We start from the raw sequence: 21,996 nt of genomic DNA on the forward strand, positions 1-21,996 counted from the left end.
AAAACTTTTACATGTAAAATCTAATTTATAAATAATGAGAGATTGAAAATCACAAATCTAATGTTATTGAAAAATTGTTATATTTATCGCCCCCCTGATCTTAGATCGCTGAGATTTACCTATAATATAGAATTACATTCGACTTGAAACCAAGTGTATATACCGATAAAATATTTTCAGATATATTTTCATTGCACGCATTTTTTGCACAAGCCCGCTGAAATAGCTGTTTTAAGAGCAAAAAAGACAATTATAGAGAAATACAGTTCACCTGTGAAGTCAATATACATCTTTTCTCCTGCCTTATGCTCAATATGCATGGTTGGATGTGTTTGACCCGCTTATAGACAGATGAAGTTATTGAAACGGGATCGGGCATAACCATCCAGATATTTGCTTAGATACTCTTTGTGTAATTGTTCTCGGGTGCCCCCTTTGCGTTTTAACTGTTCGCTTATGTAGGGTAACATGGGCTCCAAATCCAATTGACGACTGGACTTGGGTGTTTGGTTAGATGAGATATGAAACAGGTTGGATAACTCGTTGTCACTCATCTTGAAAAAGGTATCGTAGTCAATGCCGAAGTGATGGAAAATCTGTAAATACTTCTTTACTGTGTTACGGGCTCCCCCCAGAGAACTGCCAATGGCTTTGGTGCCTTTTCCTTGCCCGTAAAGACGAACCACTTGTTTTACTTTTTGCATACTTATCGGTTTATTTGACATAATGATCTTTTTGTTTATTTGTTTCTAAACAAAAATTAACTCTTATGCTCGAATATGACAAGTACCTGATTACCTTTTTTTTTTTAGGGGATCAATTTACTTCGGTACAGAGGGATCAATTTGCCTCGGGGGATGGGGTCAGTTTAGACTGGCGGGAAAGGGTCATTTTTTAGCAGATTTTCCAGGTCTCGGCTTGTGGTTCTCCTTTATGATCGGTAGATTGGGTAAAACCTACTTTGAATTGTTCTACTTCGTATTCTTTTTGATCTACAATTAAGTGCACAGTTACACCAGCTTCAACAAGTGGGAAAGTGAAAAATTTACTTACAGTATCTTTGATATTCATGTCATGTGTGTTTATTTATTAACCCATCTGCATTCGAAAACAGTACTTCCGATCATTATTTTCTTAGCACTTATTATTAAGGAGGTTTTAATGTAAGCACTTCCCGTTTGCATATAATTGATTTCCATTAACATACATGCGGAATCGGTAAAGAGAATCTTTTCGAGAGGGGGTGCCGGCATCGTCGCTAAATACGATCATTCCGCTTTCGTATTTACGGGGATTGAGTGCCCATTGAATAATAGCTTTACTCGGTAGGCTAGAAAGCTCCAGTTTTATAATTTCGGCTTTTGATTGTACTTGCCCTTTTCCGTCTATTCCCTTTGCAAAGGTATAGCTGCATTTTGCCAGTTCTTTTGAGTCGTCGAAAAGTTTGCTTGCATTAATACTTTCAAGAGAACCTATTCTTAAATGTGTTTTATGAGTAAACATAGCGTGTTATATTTTTAATTTGAATATTAGTTAGTCATCTTCAAGAATTGACTTTATCTCTGCCTCTATTTTTGGATATTCATCGGTATGTGCATATAGTACTTCTCTCAACTCAGCGTATTTCTCAGCATAAAATTTTATTTCTGCTTGATTCTTTTTATGGTTTCGCCAAACAAATAAGAAAAATACAAGTAGAATACAAAACGCACTAGCTCCGATAAAAAAAACGAAAATAGCATTAGACCTGAATATCTGGGCTTCTTTTTCCTTTTGATCAATATAGAAACTCTTGTCTGCCTCCAATAAAGCAGGAGCATTTTTTTGCTGCTCAATCTGTCCTTGGGTAGCCTTCTCCAGTTTACTATATGCTAAGGCTTGTTTATAATCACCTATATTCTCATAGTATTCAGACAGAGCATCCTGCATTTCTTTAATTGTGTATTTATTACTTACTTTGGGAAGATCCAATACAATAAGATCGGCATATTGTTTGGCTTTTGAGAGATCTTTTATTTCATTATATATTTTCAGAAAAATTAAATTTATTTTTTGAATTTGTACTTCGCCCATAATACCCATACTCAAGGCTGATTGATAATATTCAATAGCCTTTTCATATTCTCGTTTACCATAACAAGTCGCACCCAAATTAAGGTAAAGTTGGCTTTCTTCAAGTTTATAATCCGTTTGTTTGGCTAGATTTAGACCTTTCTTAAAATAAAAATAAGCACTATCTAATTTATTATCCCCCTCGTAGGATCTACCAATATTGATAAATGTTTTTAATTTTCTTTGATCTGTATTTTCCACTTTATTATAATACAACAGCGCTTTTTTATAATTGATGATAGCACTATCCAAAAGTTCTTGCTCGAAATAGATATATCCAATATTATTCAAACTCTTACCAGCTAATAAATCGTTATTTGATTTATCAGCTGCACTCACAGCAAGCATATAGGATTCTAATGCTTTTGGAAAGTTACCACTTTCATCGTATAACTGGGCTGTATAATAATTAGAAAGAACTGTATATTTTAAATCTTCTTTTTTGTTGAAATATCGCTGAGCTTCAAAAATTAAAGTGTCTTTAGTAATATCTGCTTTAGTTTCATATTTTGCCCCTACATAAATTACTATGTATTGCATATAGCTTTCTTTATCCATCTTTTCAGGATTTTGAAGGGAAGCAAGTAAATTTTGAGCAATAGCGGGTTTGCCGATACCTAAACTATCCTGAGCTTGTTTTAATAGTTTTTCTTGCGGATTATCTTTGTGACAAGAGAACAATAAAATACCTGTCAACAGACAGAATAAGTATTTAAGAAGTATTTTCATTTAGTAAAGTTTGAAGTGTGAGAATAAAGTAGCTATCTATCAAGTCATTCATCAACCTTTAAGAGGGTATCAGGAACAAGAGTAGTCTGATTATCATTCAGAGTCGGTTTTGTTGCGGATTTTGCGATTGTATTGGCATCTTCTTTGCCTCCACCGTCTGTGCTGCCTATACCCATTTCCTCTTTTTCACAAGAAGTAAATGATAATAGAACAATACAACTTACGGCCATCAGTAAAAATTTAGTTTTCATTATCTATTTATTTGTGTGTTTAAAATTAAAGCAATCAAGATCACTTTTGAGTTGAACTAATAAAGAAAAGGTATTGCATTTGAATTTTTATAGAGAAAAATTTATTTAACGTTTATTGCGTGAATTATAAGAAAACAATGAGAAAAAGAAAATACTTAAACCCATTTTTACTCAGATAAATAGGCTTATTTTAGGTGATCTCATTACCTTCATTTACTTGATCAGTCCTATCAATATAGTTTATTTTAAACATATCGAAATGTTCATCTTCAGGTAGTGATATTTCGTCAGTTTTCCATTGATAATTGGGGAATTTATCGAAGTGTTCGAAGATAAATACTTGATGGCAGCTCACAAAATCCGTTATTACGTTTTCGAGACTGTAGTTTATTACTCTTGTATCTAATGGGAATAATTCGGCATATGCAATGAATGTCATATCTCCATCCTTATCTTTTTTGTAATTCTTTAACAAGACTCGTATTTCTTTCATGATGTAATAATTTTGATAGTTTTTATTCTATTTAAGAGTTTATGCCTTCGATGTTATTTATTCCACCGTTGAATATTTTATTATCGGAAATGAGAAAAGGAAATTAGACTAATACAATTATTAATAAGTAGTTTTTTGTATCCATATTTATAGTTTTGAATGAATATTTTGTTTGTAGTTCATTCAAAGGGCAACAAAAAAGACGTGGTACTTACAAGTCCGCAGCAGAGGTACTGGTATACCCGACAAACGAAACAAGCAAGCCCACGCCTATTTGGCATGAGCATCGCACATTTCATCTCGCTTGTCTTTGAAATTTACCAGTTTTCTGCTACGAGGTGTATTGTGAATGCTAATCTATATTCTATTTAAAACGACACTACGCTTTATACTATAAGGGCAAAGATATAATATTAAATTCTTTTGGAAAGGAGAAAAAGCTCTTTTTAGAATTTTTATTGAACAGTTTTATTATTTCATGTTTGAATATTTGTCTGAATGGTAGATAAACTCTATTTTGATTCTTTGAAACTAACTTTTAAACCCTTTATTAATAGTTCTTTTTTTGTTTTTATTATACCTAGATGGATCTAAGATATCATCTTCATTTATTTCTGATTGAGAACTAAATGACAGGTTGTTAGGCAAAATAAATCCGATATCCTGTTTCATTTTCTCAACAATCTGATTATTGTTGGCTATAGCGTTTAGTCCATCTTTTGCAGAAATATTAAAACCTATATTTAGTAGAAAATAGTTTTGAATTGTCTTATAGCTAAATTTTTTCGAAATATCTGAAGCCTTAAAGACTATAGGATCCTTGATATTTGAAATAGAAAAAGAGAGCCCGTAAGTACCTGATGTATTACTGTGCTCATTTACTTCTATATCAACTTGATTCAAAGCGACCTTAAAATCATCATAAGACGATGAGTCATTCAATACTATGAAAATTTTATTATAAATAATATGTTTTTGTTCTTCAAGGGCTAGTATATCAGATTGTCTTAGGCTTAAATTACCATATCTATACTTCTGTGGCAGAGCTTTGTCTCTAAGATAAAAAGAAGCACCTACCAGTCCATAAGTATACCCTGATTGTCCTCTGTCTGTAACAAACCTCATATAACCACCTTCATTTTCGAATAGGGATTTAAACTCACTAATTGTACTGGATTTGGAAAAAGCCTTATCCATTTTAGCTATTAGCTCATCCTTATAAAGAGGTTTAAATAAGTTATGTTTTCTAAGTATATCCCCTAATTGATTGTAAATATTAGTCCCTAATAGCATTTCATATTCAGTATTTACTCTTTTAGTTATAGGGTTAATATCTTTATATATAGTATTATTTAAAATTGGATGTAGCATTTTGCTCACCTCTTCTATTTTTAATCCTTTCTTTAATGCATTGTCAAAAAAATATTCTCTTGCTTTTATCTCGTTTAATGATTGATTATCAAATGTATTATAAGTGGTTTCTCGCAAATTATACTCTAATTCAAGATATCTGGATATAGTTTGACTTCTATATCTGATATTCGAATCCTTTATGTGTTTACCTTCTCTGTCAATAGTTGTAAATAAAACATGAAAATGGCTGTGATCTTTATCATTATGCTTTATTATTGCATAACAAGATTTTGAATACCCTAGAAGCTCCATATATTTATTTACTATTGCCATAAACTTATTATCTTCTAGATTATCGCAATGAGGTAAATTGAGACTTACCTCATTAAAATGTTTTTTAACTCTTTTGTTAAGCAGTTCCACCATCAGACAGTCGTTTTTAAACTCAGTTAGTGAATTAGCCCCAAGTGTTGAATATAAAAACTCAGCTTTTCCATTATTTATTTTGGTCTGATGGTATTCAATCTTGCGGTTCAAGGACACTTTTTCAAAAGGAGCAGGATCAAGTTGAGCAATCATTCTTTAAGAGTTTATCTTTTTTATAATATCTTTTAATTCTAAGAAATATCCATCAAATTTATCGAAGATTTCATCAGGTGAAACTACATTCATGGCATTACATAGTCTGGCAATCTGATTAACATTAGTTCCAATCTTTCGCACCTGAAAAACCATTTCAACATCAGTCTTAGTTATTATTTTATTATTTAAAACAACATCGCGTATGTATTGTGAGGATGTACATCCTAAACTCTTTGCTTTAGCTTCAATCTCTAGTTTTTCTTCGGCAGTTATTCGAATAAATATTCTTGAATTTTTATTAAAGTTCATACTTCTATTTTTTTATTAAATTGACCGAAGGGAGTATCCCTTCAATGATAATTGAAGCAAGGGTCTTTGTACGTACAAAGACACACCTTGCATCGGGAATTGAGTGTCTGATTTTAGATCAGTTTCAAAATATTTTTACTGTAGGAAAAAAATGATATCCAAGTTTTGTTACATTGTTACAATATAACCTATATTGTTTTGATATCTTGCTTATTAGATATGTAACAACTGTTTAATTACTTGTTACATAGGTAGCAATCCTTTTTTTGTTACATTGTTACTTGTTTGTTACACTATTGTTACTGAATATAAATAATTGAAGAATAATATATTATATGCATTATAATGTTTATTGTAACAATAGTTTATCAACTAGTTCTTTTTTTATGAGATACGGACGTCCATTTCTTTTTTCCTCAAGTATTTCTCCATTGTTACCGCCAGAAATATAATTATATCTTTGCTGTTTCAATGGATATATTTTCAATTTATTTTGAAAAATATTTCTCAGCTGTGTCTTTGAAACTTCAAAGTCCAACTCATTTAGAAAATGTTGTATATCGGTAGAACAATATAATAATTCATCTTTCTTCGACAGACTAAATAATTCAGAAAACAACTTCAATATCTCAACTTCGACTGTTCCTTGATTATAAGCTATAATTCTTTTTAATGCATCTGTTTTAAGTAATTCAGGAGCAAACCACATTCTCGATTTTTTTATTGTTGTAAATTTCCGATTCTCAAGGAAATGCAAGAAGTGCGGTATTTCTGATTTCATTTTATCGAGAATAGTAGAATCTTTTCTAGATTCTGTTATTTCCTGAACTTTTCTGACCCAATATCTAGTCTCGTGGGGACTTATTTTTATTGCATCCAGATCATTATTAGCACAGAGGACAAATTTTGCAAAAAACTCTGTTTCGTATCGGTCTTTTCCTTTATACTCAACCTTATAGTATTTAGCAGTACTTAAATTTTTGATTCTTTCTGCATCTTCACGTCGATCAAGTAAAGCTTCATCAATAGCAATAATAAGTTTACGAGCCCAATCTCCATTAAAAGGAGAACGAAAATCTTCATTTGTATTGAAAATAACATTGTTCTCAAATATCATTTTCAAGAGATTAAGAAAAGTTGTTTTACCTGTGTTTCCTTCAGGAGAAACTAATAGGATAATGGGTAATTTTTGTTCAGGATGCAAATAAAGCAATTGCATATAATCTAATCCCAGTTCATTCTGTTCTTCAAATATATGGCTGATAAATGAAAGAATATGCGGGCAGTCTCCTTCATTTGGTTGATGTGAGATTAGTTCATATTCATTATAATAGATATATGGAGGCTTGCCAATATCTCTTTTATAATTCACATGGCTTGGAACAGCACAGAAACCATCATATTTCTTAATATTAGGCTTGGCTTTATCTTTGTAATCTTGCTTAAAGGTGTCATATGTCCACGCAATACGAGTTTCGATATATCCTCCTTCAAGTAGTGGACGTTGACTTATTTTGTAAAGAGTAGTTCCTACTCTTATGTAATTCTCGATCTCTTCCATAATTTAATTAAATAGAAATAAAAAGGACGCAATTATTTAGATTGCATCCCTTTAGTTAATATTCGATTAATTTCATTACGGTCATAAAAAATTACACCACCTACTTTAGTATAGGATATTTCTTTGTTATTACGCATTGTTTGTAGTTTTCCATGCGAAATATTAAGCATTGTTTTTACATCGCCAGATTTTAGCCAACGTTCATCTGATCCTCCTTGTTGTTTATGTTCTATGCGATCTAATTTCTCGAAAACTCTTTTTGTAAAATCTTGGAAATCTTCAATTGTAACTATTTGCACCATTTTAAATTCATTTTAGTTCAACAATAATTTGATGGTGCAAATATGAATTGATTTGAGTTCGATTGACAATTAAATAAGGACAATAAATAAATAATAAAAAATAAATATTTTACTTTATATTAGAATAGTGTTTCTTTATTTCTGATATTAAATATTTATTATTCAGTCTATTATTCTTTAGTAGGAGAGAAAGCAGTTCTGTTTGAGAATTAAGAGCTTTACTTAATTCATTTTTGAATGAATCTATTTTTATTTTTTCTTTTTTATCATTATTGGCAATATAAAAATTACTAATGAGAATATCTACGGTTTCTTTCTGAGTTCTCACCAGATTAAAAAGTTTGTATTTTAAATTAATACTAGCTCCTTTGTTTTTATGGTTAATAAATAATGCTAGAATATTAGCCACAGTGGTTTGGTTATAATACGTGTTTAAATTAGAAACAGGCCATTTGATAATAATCTTAGTCAAGGGGCATTCTTCTTGAATTGGTTTTATATATTCAAATTTATACAAGTGCTGGAGCATATTAATAGATATGATATCATCTGTTTTAGTTATTTCATTATTAGCTATAATTGGGGAGTCTGTAAGTTCGACCTTATTCAAAATATTACTACTATTTTGTCTATTTGCTAAATCTTGATGATAAATATCTCTCATATAATTATTTACTTGTATATTGATAATGTATTGAGGTGTAATACTGCTAAAGGCTCTTAGCACATAAATATATTTATCCATTATTATCTCTTTGATAAATAATGGATAAGCTCCAATAAGCATTATAATATAACCAACAAAAGGTAATCCCTTAGAATCGATTAATCCCAGTATTGATAGCTCAATCATAGAAAAGCCTAGTATAACAGGCGAAAAATATTTAATTAGTTGATATTTGGTTAGAGGTGTTTCTTGTTCTGCTTTTTCCATATTTTTTTATTTGAATAAATCTTTTGTTTCGTTTGATATTTTATTCTCTGTAACTTTCGAATAATTTTTTGTCATTTTTATATCTGTATGTCCTAACATATTGCTTACAGCTTCTATAGATACCCCTTTTTCTAAAGTAACGGTTGTAGCGAAAGTGTGCCTTGCCATATGGAATGTCAGATTTTTATTTATACCACAGATATCTCCAACCTCTTTCAAATAAGCATTAACCTTTTGATTAGAAGGAATCGGAAGTAGTACCTTTTTGGTTTCACTAATAGGATGCTCCTTATAATTTTCTAATATTTCTTTTGCGATAGAATGTAATGGTATAGTTGATTTAATATTGGTCTTCGTCCTATTAACAAATAACCAATCACCCCCATCTACTCCTTTTGAAATATTGTTTTTTGTCAATTTTGCAACATCTGAATATGCCAATCCGGTGTAGCATGAGAATATGAATATATCTCGTATAATAGCCAGTCTATCTATTTCTATTTCTTTTTCCCGAAGTAGCCTTAACTCATCATCCGAAAGAAATTCTCGTTCTGTTTTTTCAATGGGACATTCAAAATTTATAAAAGGATTTTTTTCAATCCAATCATTTTTTATAGCATAATGAATAATGACTTTGAACATCTTAATATATTTCATAGTCGTATTATGATTGCATTTTCTCGTTATTTTCATATAAATCTCAAAACCACGAATAAAATCAAAATCCATTGCAGATAAAAGCATATCTTTTTCGCCATACTTTGTCATGATATATTCTTTAATATGTTTCAAGGTTGTAATATACCGAGTATATGTTGCTTGAGCATAATCAATATTAATAAGATTATAAACCATCGCATTATGAAGTTCAAAAACCTCGCAAACAGATTTACTAGACATTATAGTTTTTCCATTTAATATTGCGACAACCTGTTTTGGTATAATCTGTTTTTCTTGCCTTCTGTAGTCATTTCGAATATCCATTACCTGAGCACGAAGGTTATCCATTAAGTCCTTCACTCGTTTTGCAGGTGCACTATTCCCCTTTATTTTTCCTTCATTCCAAATCTGAGGAGTAGTACGTTCTCCTGTTGCATATTCTGCTTTTTCTCCGTTTATGGTAATCCTAAGATAAATAGGAGCCTCTCCTTTTTTATTGATCTTGTCGTTTCTCATGTAGAACAAAGCAGCAAAAGTATTTCTTTCTGGTGGGTTCATTAGCATTTGTTTTAATTCGGATACCTATTTCATTTTAGAGATAAGGGTATTCGAATAGTCATATTAAATAAGAATTTGTTTAAATTAATTTATATCTGTAAAAATACAAAAAGCGTTGATATCAAACAATATCAACGCTTTTAAACTTCTTTAAATTTTCAATCAGTGGAGCTGGAGGGACTCGAACCCTCGTCCAAACAAGGAACTAATTTGCTTTCTACATGCTTATCTTTGCTTTAATTGTCGGGAGTGAGCAAGACCAAAGCCACCAACTCAAACCTTATCTTCTTAATTTCGGACAAGGACCGAAGATTTCCTTATCCTATCCCCGATTTACCTACACCACCGTATCGAAATGCTTCGGAGCAACAGCTTCCGGGTGATGTCTTGTCTCAACACATGTGCCGAGATTAAGCTATATCTACTATACTTCGATTAAGCAGCAAGAGCGTAATTGTTTTCGCCAGTTAAAATTTTGACGTCTGAGATTATAGTGCTAGCCGACTACGCACTGCATGCTTACAAACCACTTCATCTCGCTGTCAAAACCGGTCAGCCCCATGAATCTAATAAGTTATCCAGTCTGAAATAAGAAATATTATCAGCTAGGATATCTATCATACAAAGATAAGTTATTTTCTATATTCTTGGCTAATACATTGAATTTTTATATAAATATTAAGTTTTGTGTTATTTCTGTTTACTCCAAATATTGAGAATTAAGTACTCAAGAAAATTTAATTTGACATTTTACTCCTATTTTAGTAAGCATATCCCGGAATCGATCTTTGTAATTTTAAAAGTTAATAAACACATCAAAAGATAGCCAATAATATTTGATATGTTTTCATAGTATTACAATAAGACTTAGTTAACAGGAATACAGCCTTAAAAGTATATCAGGAAATTGATCTGTTCCCATTGAGCTATTTTAGCCATGGATTTCTTGCCGCAATGTAAAGAAGCGTTGTCAATTAGCTCTACAGTTTTTTCATTTATTTGGAATGCAAATTCATCTGAGATGTCAATAAATGAATTACATATATTCTATATTTTGATTAATTAGTGACTACCAGTAAAGGAATGATAATATATTAAGAGGTTATATTCACCTAAAATTTATATTTTAGACCAAATGAATGCCCCTTTCTTATATTTTCATAGTCAATCTGGTATTGGTACTCAAATCCTATATTATGATAAAATACCCCTCCTCCCAAACCAATAATATCTAATGTAGAATAAGAGCCTGAGATAAAAGGTTGCCATACTTTTTCTTTATATATGGAAGTTTGGCGATATACAGGGGTAAATTCATAATTAATTTCTTCTAATTTATTATATTGAATAACAGGGAATAGACGAAGTTTACCTTTATCCATATCATCAAAAGCGATAACATCATAAGATCGTTTCAATACATAATCTGCTATTATTGCTGCAGTATCAACAATTTGGTAAATATATCTGGTTTCCGTTATCGATTCTGTATTTCCCGTATCCCGGTATTGAATCTCAATCTGTTTCATTGGTAATATAGGCTTATCTGAGCCTTCCTCTTTTAGCGGATTCAACTGAATGTTACTAACAGCCCCTTCATAAGTTTCTCCATATACCGACGTGCTTTCTATCTTGTGTTGCATAGAAACTCTACTCACTAAAAAAGACAATACTCCTCCAACGATGAAAGAGATGGATGCTATATAAATATTCTTTTTCATCATTTTGTGTCAACTGTTCCTTTTGAAAATAAAACTTGCTTTCTGTTTCGTCCCTCATTATAGGATAAATGAAGGAAATAGTTTCTACCATCGTCATATAATATGGATTGATCCCACTCCAAATCGGAATTGATTAATTCTTGCTGAAGTTTCCGAGGATTATCGACTCTAACATCTGCTGCTTTCCCTTCTTTATGCTGAGAGTTAGCAACTCCACCTACGGCTTTATTGGTTTCTTCGCTTCGGAAGCCACTATTAATAATCATTGGTTCTCCCCATATATCCCTCAGGGGTTGTAGAAGATCCACAACTAACTTTTTTAGATGCATAATTTGTGTTGAATTGGGTATATTATCAATTACCTTAGCTATAGCTGTATTGGAATGACATAATTCTTCCAATGTAAAATTTTTACTTATCTGTGTTTTCATTTTGTTCCAGTTTCTGTTTGTCTATTTGATTTTTTATTATTTCGGCTATACCTTTTATCAGATCATCTTTATTATCGAGTATTATAGATAATTCTTCAAGGCTTTTATTCAACTTTCTCTTATCTTTATCATGAGCTTTTTCGAGAATAGATCGCCCTTCGATAAAAATAAGGAAGCCTGCCACTATAAATGTTATATACGGAAGGGGATAAAAAAATGTTCCAATACAATCGAACATAAAAGCAAATAACATCAGTGCATAATATAACACTGATTTTGTTACAGTACGCCTCAATCCGTATGATGTTCGAGCTTCGCCCCGTTCTTTAGCTTTTCTATAACCGCTTATCAGATCTACAACTATTGCAATAGCCACCATCAGCCACATTATTGCTACAATCAGCAGTTTAGATCGAAGCGATTGATAATCACTATTTAAAAATGATTGAATAAATAATATCATATTTTATTTTATTCTTAAGAAATTCTCATTCCTTTTATTCCTCCTTGCATCTGTATTGTCTCACAAAGTCTTCCAAATACTAGATGCGAAAGTTCTCCTTTCGAGTAATATCAGCTCCCGATAGAATATCAACCGGGAGCTGAAAAACTGATACATATTATTAACTCTAAATTAAATCATTAGGGTCTTCAATGTCTACTAACTCAAAATCTTCGGGAACTTCTTTTATTGACTTTCTTAGTTTTTTACCATTCAGAAAATGTAACTCTCCTAAATATACGGCTGAGTAAAAAAGCACTCCATCTGATTTTCTTTTCCATGCCTTACCTTGTGGTGGTGGTGATACATCAGGAGTAGTTTCTACATACTCCTGTTCTTCCAAAATTATTACTATTTGCTTGATTTCTTTTTCTTCCATAATGTTTGTTTTAACCTAAATTACTAATTGGGTATATTTTACTTGCTAACTGATTCCAATTGGTTGCAGATTTATATGTGTTAACAAGTCCATCTGGAACATAAATACTACAATAACCTGTTATTGGATTATTCCAGTTATCAATAGCCGACATTGGTATAAATACAGGAGATCTGAGTACAAATACAGCACCGGGTACAAAAGGAGACCATCCACTATTTGCACCTATTTGCAATGATGCTGGCTGATATGTCTCTGGTAAATCTATTCTAGAAATGAGTCCTGATGTCCCTTGATTATTCCATAATCTAAAAACAGAACCACTCGCTCCTTTACAGGTTAAGTTTCGAATCTCTATATTTCTAAATTTCCCACTTAATAACTGAAAGTTATCTAAAGAATTACCTGTTGTGTCATCAATAATAAGGTTTTGTAACACAGGAAAATCCGCTCGAAAATAAAGTTGATTACCTGTATGCTCAGAGAATCCATTTACCTGAACAGTCTGTAAATTACTAAAGTTTGGAAGATTTACTTGATAGCAAGTATTAATTATAAGTGTAGACAAATCCTTACCCCAATTATAATTAACTTCATCTGCATCTGTCGTTGTAACGCTAAACTTCTCATCTACTGTTATTGAGCTATACCCTTGTAAAGGAAGCCTAAACCGATAATATTCTATAGCTCCTGTCACTTGTTTAGCTAGTATCATTCCTTTCCTTTTAGTTTCAGAGTATCTCCCATTCATAAGGAATTTTTCTATTGAATAACAGTTCTTTACAGTATTATATCCAAAAGTCGGAACAGAATCCAAAGTCTCTTTCTCAGCGTAAACTCCTACTTTTTTCAGATTAGGTAAGTTATTTAATTCGGCTTTACCAGCTTGAATAGACACTTCCTCTAAGGTATCAACATCGTTTATTAGACTTCCAGTTCCACCCCAGTATCTAGCTTCATTAAACTTAACAACACCAGACCCAGTAAATAATCCTGCAGGAATATTCTTATATTGAACCTCATCTATACTTACTTCACCATCCTTATTAGTGTCATATTTCGCTACACAAATAGCTTTTACAATATCATCCTCAAAATCAATAACATTGAGTAACACACCATAAGTAACTTTCAGCTCCGGCATATTGTCATTTATGCGAGTCAAAGTAGCTTGAGAAATTGAATCAATATGAATCTTTCCTGTAATTACTGCTACATTTGTTGGATTACCATTGTCATCTTCTCCGGTCATACTCAGTAAAGCAATCATCACCTTTGCAGAAGTATCTGTAGCATTAATATTAATCAAACGAACTTTACCTAACTTATTTCCATCTGTATTTACGCATTGTTTAACCAATTCATAGCCATTAATGCTAGGAACATTTTCGAGAACAATGGTATTCAGATTTAAATAACCTTCGAGTGTAAGTATTTTTAAGTAATGCTGATTCTTAACATAAAGCGCTGTAAAACTAGCCGGTAAGTTAAGTGTCTTCAAAATACCCGATGAAGGTAATGTCAACCCTGTAATCCCTGAACCTCGAGCTTCTACTTCTTCCAGAGAATAGCATTTGGTTAATTCCAATGACTGTTTTAGATTAGGACAATTAGCGATATTTACCTTTTTGAGCATTTCATTAGAGCCTGTATGGAGAACTGTTAAGTTAGAGTTCTTATAATCTTTTACCAGACTACCGATAATCAACTCTTCAAGTGCCAAAGCATTTGTTATATCAACAGTACCCGGATACTTGGCCGATAGGTCTCCTAACGATTTTACCGCTGATATACCGTATATGATAGTCTCTGTATCGTTAAATTGTATCGAAGGAGCTTCCACACTATAAGTTTGACCTGCATATCCTCTTATAGAATCTGTTATGTAAGATCCATACTTGATTTGGACATAACCGGCTTTAGTAATACCTATATTGAAATCGGCATTAGGAGCTACCCCACCCCATATTTGGGGAGTATATAAACGCATAGTCGCGTAATCTTTCAGGTAATCTCCGGCAGCATATTTACTATCGAGATACATAAACCTGTTTTTTGTCCACCATACTCTGTGTCGGGTTCGACTCCCTTGCAGAGCATATAAATAAGCTCCGTTACCTGAAGATAAGAGAGGGTCTATGTATTTAAAGAACCCATCCCTGTTGTATACTGCCTCACACCATTTATCAGATTGTCTGCTTTCAAGCACCTCTAGTGTTACTGAAGTCGACAATACCTGTTGTTGTCTTATTTTCTGGTACAATGCTGTTAATTCGGCTTTATAGGCTGTTTCAACCAGAGTCCATAATTCAGAGTTCCAACCATTCCAAACGTGCCCGTCTCCATGTGGGTCTTTTGATTCGATATTGAAGTCAAACGCAATCTGTCCTTCATTATTGATACCCAATACAGTATCATTATCGTAGAAAATAAAATACCAAAGCAATTCGCCTGTTGCCCCTCTTTCTCCATAAGTAGTTAACATTTGATTCTTAGCTCTTTGATCGACCATACCGAAGATTTCAGTAGTCAAACAGTAAAACAATAACCAATCTACATTAAAATGCTGGGCACATTCAGCTTTAAACTTAGAAGGATTTCCTTTACACGAAACGATCCATTGAAGTACTTTACTTAGATTAGTAGCATCTTGGTTTCCATCAGGATAACGACCTTCAAAATCGTTCGACCAAGCTGTTCCTGTAAAATCGGCAGACTTAAACAAACATCTGTCAGAAGTATTATTTAAAAATTCCCAACTTTCGCAACCTTCGGTAAATCCAAATACCTGAACTGATGATTTATCATCATTAAAGTTGTATTTTCCTATAAACTCTGTGTTTGATGCTGCCGATTCTTTATGAAATATAAGTATCGGATAACCATAGACTGTGGTTCGCACTCTATCATCAATATTCTGTGGTTTTACTTTGTAGTTAAGTTTCCTTAGAGCCTCATCAACAAGAACAGCTATCCCTGTATTATGAGTACCCGAAGACTCTGCAAAGTCGGCTTTCGTACAGAACACATTTGCCGGTATTTTATTACCCTGCATTTGGTAAGCATCTAGCTGCTGACCTGTTTCGGACAGAATAATACCATCTCGAAGTTTAAACTTAAAGTTTTTTCTAGGATAATATTGCGAGGATGTACCTTGCACATCATTCTGAACATTCGTTGCCGTAAACGAATTGTACGGATTCTGCCTATCTTCATAGATGATATCGCACGTTTTCTTATCTCCTTTAAATGTTGGTAATTCACCTACAAATGTAAGACATGGTAAGAAATTCAATGCTTTATTGTAATCTACACTGCCATAATCGTCTATGACATTATTGAAATCATACTTCTTTATTTTTTCGTCAAAGTCCTCGATATCAAAAATGTAATTTCCAAAAACCTGGTCGTAGTTTAGATTATTTTCATACCAACGTACAGTATAAATCATAGACGTACAACTCTTATTACCTGAAGTTAATTTTAGTCCTTGAGGTGTACTTTGAGAGAAATTATCAGTTGTAGGGTATTGCAGTGATCCTGACATCACTCCATCAATGTATAGATATACAAGCCTGTTTTCTGCTAACTTCTGAACAACAAATGAAATACTCGTTTTGGATGAACTATCTAATCGAGCAGACAATGTTGATTGTGCGGAACTGATTTGAACCGATGATGGTGTTAACTTAATACCTACTCCTCCAAGCATACAGCTAACTACTTCTGCCGAAGCATCTGTAACATTCATAGTAGCATATTCTATGGTAAGGGTCAAACCATTTAATAGTACAGCACTTGAGAAAGGCTTAATTCCTATTTCAACCGATGAATCACCTATCAATCGCAAATGATTATCATTATTCTCATCTTTCTGCCAACCATCTTCTCCCCATAGGAAATTTTTAAAAATAGCATCATAATCTCCAAATGCCCAAGAAGCTCTGTCACTACTATAATTTGATTTACCAATAGCAGAGGCTTTATAACGTAAGTCTCCTTTTTCTTCCGTTATATCGTATTCAGATGCTATAACATTGATGTTTACACTCTTTGTTATTCCTTTACAGCGAATCTCCATTTTTACTGTGCCTTGCTCATAAGCAGCATAGCTCCAATGTTGACGAGATCTGGGAACGGTCAATGATTGTTTAACAACATCATTTATGACCAACTCAACAGTCGTTGTGGTACTTGATGGATCATACACCAAATAAGGTAATTCGATAATTTCGAATTGAGTAACTTCTAATTTTCTATATGAAATTGTAATTACCGGTTTCGTAACCCCTGCATCTGCATAAATAAACTCATAATATAGTTCATTACTTACGAGCTGAGAGCCTTCAATAGAACTTTCTGCCACAACCCTGATAGAATTAGCTCCTGATATAAGACCTGTAAGGTTCTTGGTCAACTGTTTACCTGACGCAGTAGTTGTTTCCGAGTCTATTTCAATATTGTTAAGCCAAAAGCGTATCTTTTTCTCTCCCGATCCTATGGGCGTATATCTAAAAGCGACAGGACTTGTTTTATAAATTATATCATCCGCAAATGTTGATGTAACAACAAGGGTAGCTTTCTGAACATTAAAGGTTATACTTCTGACATTTTCATATCCATCAGTTACTCTTACTCTAACAATATTAGCTCCCAGATTTAGGTGGTCTTTAACATTATATTGATTATCTCCCTGATGAATATTTCCACTAAATGCAGGAATACCATTTACTGTTATCAACACTGTTCCGTCTCCGGTATCATCACTAGTTTCCTGATCTATAGACGTGAAATTGTATCTTATTACAGCATCAGTTCCGTCTCCAACAACTAAGGAAGTTCCTCCTACAGCACGTACACGCATAACGATACCCGAAGGACCGGTGCCTCCTCCGCCACCTTCAGGCAATACTATCGGATCACCAACTACCTCTCCATTAGAGGTTAGATACAGAATATTATCCTCTGTATAGCCTCCATCGATTTTCGCTTTAATATTTGCATTCAACAAAGTCAGTTGAGCCTTAATGCTTTCCAAGTCTGACAACAAGGGAGATAAGTCTCCTATTAATGCAAATTGAACCCAACTACCATCAGACTCCCAAGAACCTGTTGATTCTCCAACAAATTGGTCGAGTACCCAAGTTCCATCTAAAAGTTTGTAGGTTATAATTTGTCCTAAAATACGATCCGATGCTTTTACCTTTTTTCGGGCATCAAGGGAGGTTGAATACGATACGTTATCTTTATAAGTAAGATTTATTATTCCTGAGGTAAGCTCAATTGCATTACCTATATCTTTTCCTTCTGAAGTTAATTGTAACTTATTCTCACTATTTATGTAACAACTATCTGCTTTTCCGGCAATCTTATCCGATAACGTTTTTACGGCATTAGTGATTGCATTATTCAGATTAGATATATCGACATTATTCGCTAATTGTCTCCAATCAGCATTATTTTCCCATGAGCTTACACTATCTCCGGCAAATATCTCAAAGATCCAATTTTTTGAAGCTAGTTTATATATGATAAGCTGCCCCAATGTCCTATCCGAATTCTGTACAGCATTTCTCGCATCAAGAGAGGTTGCAAAAGCATAATTGTTTTTTTCTTCGGAAACATTCAATGCTCCTCCTGAACCAACAACTTTCCAGCTCGAATCAGCTTTCCAGCTATCATCATTATATATATCTACTGCAATAGAGTATTCTATCACAATTTTTTCTTTAGTACGATATACCAAAATTTGATTAATCTCCCTAAGGTGATAAGGAACAGCCAAACGAGCCTCCGATTTACTGTCATAGTCATACTTATCGGTTACTTCCGAGATATTTAGCACATAATTAGCTTCTATACCTCTCCAGTGTGCGTCCGTTCCCCACTGACTAATATCTGTACCTTCAAATACTTCTTTAAACCAGCAATATGTACTTGTACCTGTAACCTTAGCTCTATATATAAGCATCTGTCCAAGCCCCCTAAAGTTAGCAGGCACCGCAGATCTTGCAGCTTTTGAATCTACAAACTGATAATTGCCAACTTCTTGAGATATATTTAGAAAACTATTCTTAGGAGTACGTAATTCGAACGCTTTTGTTATAGCATCCTGAGACATCGAAGAGGTCTTCGAATTACCTGTTTGCTGTAGACAAGGATCTCCTCTGTAAGGTAATTCATTCCATGTATGAATGCCATCTCCTAATTTATGCTGGTCTGAATCTAGTTCATACCCAACTTCTCCTTGTAGAAGCATAGGATTAATCTCTGCCCAACGAGCTTTGGTGTCCCGTCTATGTTGAAATCTATCTGCCATAATTAAAAATTTATTTTATTGTTAATTCTTTTTCCTTTATCCGACTGCATCTCCGCAATCAATAATTCTGGCACCACCATACACGGTATCTGCCCTTCCCCCGTCAAATACTCTTGACGAAGTGCCAAAATCTTCCCAATACTCTGTTTTTATCCAATCTGATGTGTTTTGTCCGGTAAATTGTTGAGCTAGCCAGTCTCCTGTAAATAATCTGAACAATACCACTTGGCCAGGAGCTCGCAAAGCATCTGCAACAGCATTACGGGCTGTTGTTTTATCCACATAATCAAATTTTTTATTTATCTGAGATACGTTCAGAAACTCTTTTCTGTCTGTTTTATCTTTTACCGCTTCCTTTATATATGCATCCGCCTCAGTTCCACCTATGGTAATATTTGTACTACCAAAGAACATGTCAAATGCTATGGTGCCGGCATCAATCTTCATATCAATCTTTGCCTGCCCATTATCCATGGCTAGCCCTTCGGGACCACATGCTATATATGGATCTAGTAATTGACAAGGGATACTCTTTCCGATTTTGACTTCGCTCCCTTTGGTCAGTCGAACTATGATGTTGAATGCTCCGGCATTAAGGTTTCGGGTCTGATCAGCAGTCAAGTCAATTTGAAAAGTATTAGTATCAATATTTGAGATAGTTGGTAATATTTTATTTGAATACGGAGTGAATAACTCTACTAATTTGGTATATCCACTAATATTCAACAACTTCGCCGGATTACTATTGTCATATGCAGCGAATTTAATATTCAACGACTCACCTTTATAAAATTTCAAAGCTGTCATCTGTTTACAATTTTATTGTTATATTCTTTTTTTGTATTCTCACACCTTTTCAAAAACAGTTCGCTTAAAATCTTTTTTATCCACTGACCAAACTGTAATTGTATTCAATGAAAGCTATAGTCGAAAGAGCCAATGGTTAATATACTATAGCATACATCAGATATGACTTTCCTTTTGATTTATTCAATTTCAGGAACATACCGAGTGATATAGGTATTTTTGATTGAGTTTTTCTCTGTACATGAATTTACCTGTGTCTTTATTTATATTATCAAATAAAAATACTTTTTTCGAGTATCTTTTTTGATATCACTTCAACCGATTCACACTATATACCATTGTATTTTAAATATTTATATCAATAAATAATAGTATGTAAGTCCATGCATTTTCAATGTTTCCTGAAAACTACACAACAAAGGAAATTATTTTCAGTTGATAAAACAACTAAAAATGTCATTTTAACAACTTTTACCAGTCTTAATAGTCACTAATTTAAAATTAGCCCTTATATTTGCACTGACAATTGTTACAAACACAACCATTACTTATGAAAGAAAAAATCTTATTACAATTAAAAGATGCTGTAAAAAACAGCACATTCTCAGAACGTACATTTTCGGAAGTAGCAGATGCTATAACTAGGGCTATTACAAATACTGGAATTGAAGAAAATAAAGCAGGGACGTTTTTAAACGATTTGGCAACTATATTCAATACATTCCAAGGCGATGTAAACAGGCAAATCGTTGAAGCTGTAAAAAAGTCAGAACTTTTAGAAAAAGAAAAGATCGGGAATAAAAAAACTTCGGGAAAAAGGAGTAAACCCGAAATCAGCACAAATAAACCTTTAACAGCTAAAGATATTGCCCTTATTGTTACAGAAGCTAATAAGCCTCTATTAGAAAAAATAAAAATAATCGAAGCAGGTTCAAGAAAATTAATTATTACTGAAGAAGTCAAAAGACAGCTTAAAACTCAATACAAGCTTAATGAGGATCTGTGTGACAAAATTATAGGATACTTAGATATTGGACCTGAAAGCACTGTTGAAAAAATTACGAAAAACGTACTAAAGGAATATAACGAATTGGCTACAAGTTTTGGCTTGCTAGAATTAATCAAATAGCCTCTCAATTCAGATATGCCTACAATATTTTTTCAACATTAACAACATTAACATTACCAAAGGAGTGATATGGTGATATTCAATGAATAACAAACAAAATAATATTGATGAAAATTTAGTAACCAACGGAAACTGGTTTTAAATAATTAATTAAAGGCAAGATGGAGACATAAAAAATATAACCCATCTGAAAAAGAAGGATTATAAAGTTCTTAAATATTATTATATCAGACAAATACTGATGCAAACAACTTAACAAGAAAATGAATTACATTTTCTCAAACAATTAATTTATAAACAAATAAAACAAACAAAAATGGCAAATTTAACATTAAAAAAACCAACAGCTACACTTACTGCAAATTTAGGTTTATCAATCGGTCAAGCCGGAATCTACTGGGCTGCAAGAGGCAAAGTTTTAGATTCTACAGAATGGACTCATTTGGGTGTTGTATTAGTAGGAACTGGTTCTATCACAGACGAAGCTCCAACAAAGACAGATATCAGCGTTGAGGAACTGGATACACCTATCCACACAATCTGGGATAAAGCTAGTGGAATGGTATACGAAGGAGATATTCCGGATTTATCTATAGAATCAGCTATAAAGCTTTTAGGTGCTGAACAAAATGCCTCATTCGATAACGTAGTAGGTCTTACAGGTCAAACTTTTGTAAAAGAAGGCATGTTTTGGCTACAATCTCAAAACGGTAAAGGAATTGTATTTACAAATGCTTCGTTAGTAGCTAATATCTCAGGTAATGCTACAAAAACAGAAACATTAAACATACATATCCAAGTAACAGCCAATGCGGGAGGCGGAGCCGGATTTGAAGAAAAAGCAGTAATGCTTATTAACTAACC

21 protein-coding genes and 1 other RNA gene are annotated in these 21,996 nt (G+C 33.0%); 2 read left to right on the forward strand and 20 right to left on the reverse strand.

Going from position 1 to position 21,996, the window contains the following annotated elements:
* Positions 1-341: 341 nt before the first annotated feature.
* From G7051_RS00535 to G7051_RS00630, 20 genes are all read right to left on the reverse strand, one after another.
* On the reverse strand, positions 342-725 hold the full coding sequence (locus G7051_RS00535; RefSeq protein WP_166197685.1) for a hypothetical protein: 384 nt from the start codon (positions 723-725) through the stop codon (positions 342-344).
* A 169-nt stretch (positions 726-894) separates the two neighbouring features.
* Positions 895-1,071 (reverse strand): type VI secretion system tube protein TssD, encoded by a 177-nt coding sequence (tssD, locus tag G7051_RS00540; protein WP_166197686.1) that lies wholly within the window; start codon positions 1,069-1,071, stop codon positions 895-897.
* An 11-nt stretch (positions 1,072-1,082) separates the two neighbouring features.
* Positions 1,083-1,205 carry a type VI secretion system tube protein TssD gene (gene tssD, locus G7051_RS18385; protein WP_166197688.1) on the reverse strand — a complete coding sequence of 41 codons (123 nt, stop codon included), beginning with the start codon at positions 1,203-1,205 and terminating at the stop codon, positions 1,083-1,085.
* Positions 1,159-1,503, reverse strand: a complete 345-nt coding sequence (tssD, locus tag G7051_RS00550; RefSeq protein ID WP_166197690.1) for a type VI secretion system tube protein TssD — start codon at positions 1,501-1,503, stop codon at positions 1,159-1,161. Before tssD (G7051_RS00550) ends, tssD (G7051_RS18385) begins: the two co-directional genes overlap by 47 nt.
* 30 nt (positions 1,504-1,533) lie before the next feature.
* The gene (locus G7051_RS00555) at positions 1,534-2,808 is read right to left on the reverse strand and encodes a tetratricopeptide repeat protein (RefSeq protein WP_166197692.1); all 1,275 of its coding nucleotides are present in this window, start codon (positions 2,806-2,808) and stop codon (positions 1,534-1,536) included.
* A gap of 77 nt (positions 2,809-2,885) precedes the next feature.
* A complete protein-coding gene (locus G7051_RS00560) occupies positions 2,886-3,092 on the reverse strand; it encodes a hypothetical protein (protein ID WP_166197694.1) in 207 nt (68 codons plus the stop codon).
* A 190-nt stretch (positions 3,093-3,282) separates the two neighbouring features.
* Positions 3,283-3,585 carry a hypothetical protein gene (locus G7051_RS00565; protein ID WP_166197696.1) on the reverse strand — a complete coding sequence of 101 codons (303 nt, stop codon included), beginning with the start codon at positions 3,583-3,585 and terminating at the stop codon, positions 3,283-3,285.
* Between the two features lie 531 nt (positions 3,586-4,116).
* Positions 4,117-5,517 carry a relaxase/mobilization nuclease domain-containing protein gene (locus G7051_RS00570; RefSeq protein WP_166197698.1) on the reverse strand — a complete coding sequence of 467 codons (1,401 nt, stop codon included), beginning with the start codon at positions 5,515-5,517 and terminating at the stop codon, positions 4,117-4,119.
* A 3-nt stretch (positions 5,518-5,520) separates the two neighbouring features.
* Positions 5,521-5,829: a plasmid mobilization relaxosome protein MobC gene (gene mobC, locus G7051_RS00575; protein WP_166197700.1), complete on the reverse strand. Its 309-nt coding sequence runs from the start codon at positions 5,827-5,829 to the stop codon at positions 5,521-5,523.
* Between the two features lie 349 nt (positions 5,830-6,178).
* Positions 6,179-7,390 carry a primase-helicase family protein gene (locus G7051_RS00580; protein ID WP_166197702.1) on the reverse strand — a complete coding sequence of 404 codons (1,212 nt, stop codon included), beginning with the start codon at positions 7,388-7,390 and terminating at the stop codon, positions 6,179-6,181.
* Positions 7,391-7,422: 32 nt separating this feature from the next.
* A complete protein-coding gene (locus tag G7051_RS00585) occupies positions 7,423-7,692 on the reverse strand; it encodes a helix-turn-helix domain-containing protein (RefSeq protein ID WP_166197704.1) in 270 nt (89 codons plus the stop codon).
* 109 nt (positions 7,693-7,801) lie between these two features.
* Entirely contained in the window at positions 7,802-8,626 is an 825-nt protein-coding gene (locus tag G7051_RS00590; RefSeq protein WP_166197706.1) for a hypothetical protein, read from the reverse strand.
* A 6-nt stretch (positions 8,627-8,632) separates the two neighbouring features.
* Positions 8,633-9,844 carry a site-specific integrase gene (locus tag G7051_RS00595; RefSeq protein ID WP_166197708.1) on the reverse strand — a complete coding sequence of 404 codons (1,212 nt, stop codon included), beginning with the start codon at positions 9,842-9,844 and terminating at the stop codon, positions 8,633-8,635.
* 163 nt (positions 9,845-10,007) lie between these two features.
* Positions 10,008-10,404, reverse strand: a transfer-messenger RNA (tmRNA) gene (gene ssrA / locus G7051_RS00600).
* Positions 10,405-10,956: 552 nt separating this feature from the next.
* Complete coding sequence (locus G7051_RS00605; RefSeq protein WP_166197710.1) at positions 10,957-11,565, reverse strand: hypothetical protein; 609 nt, start codon at positions 11,563-11,565, stop codon at positions 10,957-10,959.
* Positions 11,565-11,996: a D-Ala-D-Ala carboxypeptidase family metallohydrolase gene (locus G7051_RS00610; RefSeq protein WP_166197712.1), complete on the reverse strand. Its 432-nt coding sequence runs from the start codon at positions 11,994-11,996 to the stop codon at positions 11,565-11,567. The genes G7051_RS00605 and G7051_RS00610 overlap by 1 nt, the downstream gene beginning before the upstream one ends.
* Positions 11,977-12,459, reverse strand: coding sequence for a phage holin family protein (locus tag G7051_RS00615; RefSeq protein ID WP_166197714.1), 483 nt, complete (start codon positions 12,457-12,459; stop codon positions 11,977-11,979). The genes G7051_RS00610 and G7051_RS00615 overlap by 20 nt, the downstream gene beginning before the upstream one ends.
* Positions 12,460-12,625: 166 nt before the next feature.
* Complete coding sequence (locus tag G7051_RS00620; protein WP_166197716.1) at positions 12,626-12,877, reverse strand: hypothetical protein; 252 nt, start codon at positions 12,875-12,877, stop codon at positions 12,626-12,628.
* Positions 12,878-12,887: 10 nt separating this feature from the next.
* Complete coding sequence (locus tag G7051_RS00625; protein ID WP_166197718.1) at positions 12,888-19,196, reverse strand: CotH kinase family protein; 6,309 nt, start codon at positions 19,194-19,196, stop codon at positions 12,888-12,890.
* A 36-nt stretch (positions 19,197-19,232) separates the two neighbouring features.
* The gene (locus G7051_RS00630; protein ID WP_166197719.1) at positions 19,233-20,003 is read right to left on the reverse strand and encodes a hypothetical protein; all 771 of its coding nucleotides are present in this window, start codon (positions 20,001-20,003) and stop codon (positions 19,233-19,235) included.
* 550 nt (positions 20,004-20,553) lie between these two features.
* Between G7051_RS00630 and G7051_RS00635 the strand changes: the two genes are divergently transcribed.
* Together G7051_RS00635 and G7051_RS00640 are read left to right on the forward strand one after the other, a co-directional pair.
* Positions 20,554-21,132: a phage tail tape measure protein gene (locus tag G7051_RS00635; protein ID WP_166197721.1), complete on the forward strand. Its 579-nt coding sequence runs from the start codon at positions 20,554-20,556 to the stop codon at positions 21,130-21,132.
* A gap of 316 nt (positions 21,133-21,448) precedes the next feature.
* A complete protein-coding gene (locus G7051_RS00640; RefSeq protein WP_166197723.1) occupies positions 21,449-21,994 on the forward strand; it encodes a hypothetical protein in 546 nt (181 codons plus the stop codon).
* Positions 21,995-21,996 lie beyond the last annotated feature (2 nt).

It is taken from the genome of Dysgonomonas sp. HDW5B (assembly GCF_011299335.1).
GTDB lineage: Bacteria > Bacteroidota > Bacteroidia > Bacteroidales > Dysgonomonadaceae > Dysgonomonas_A.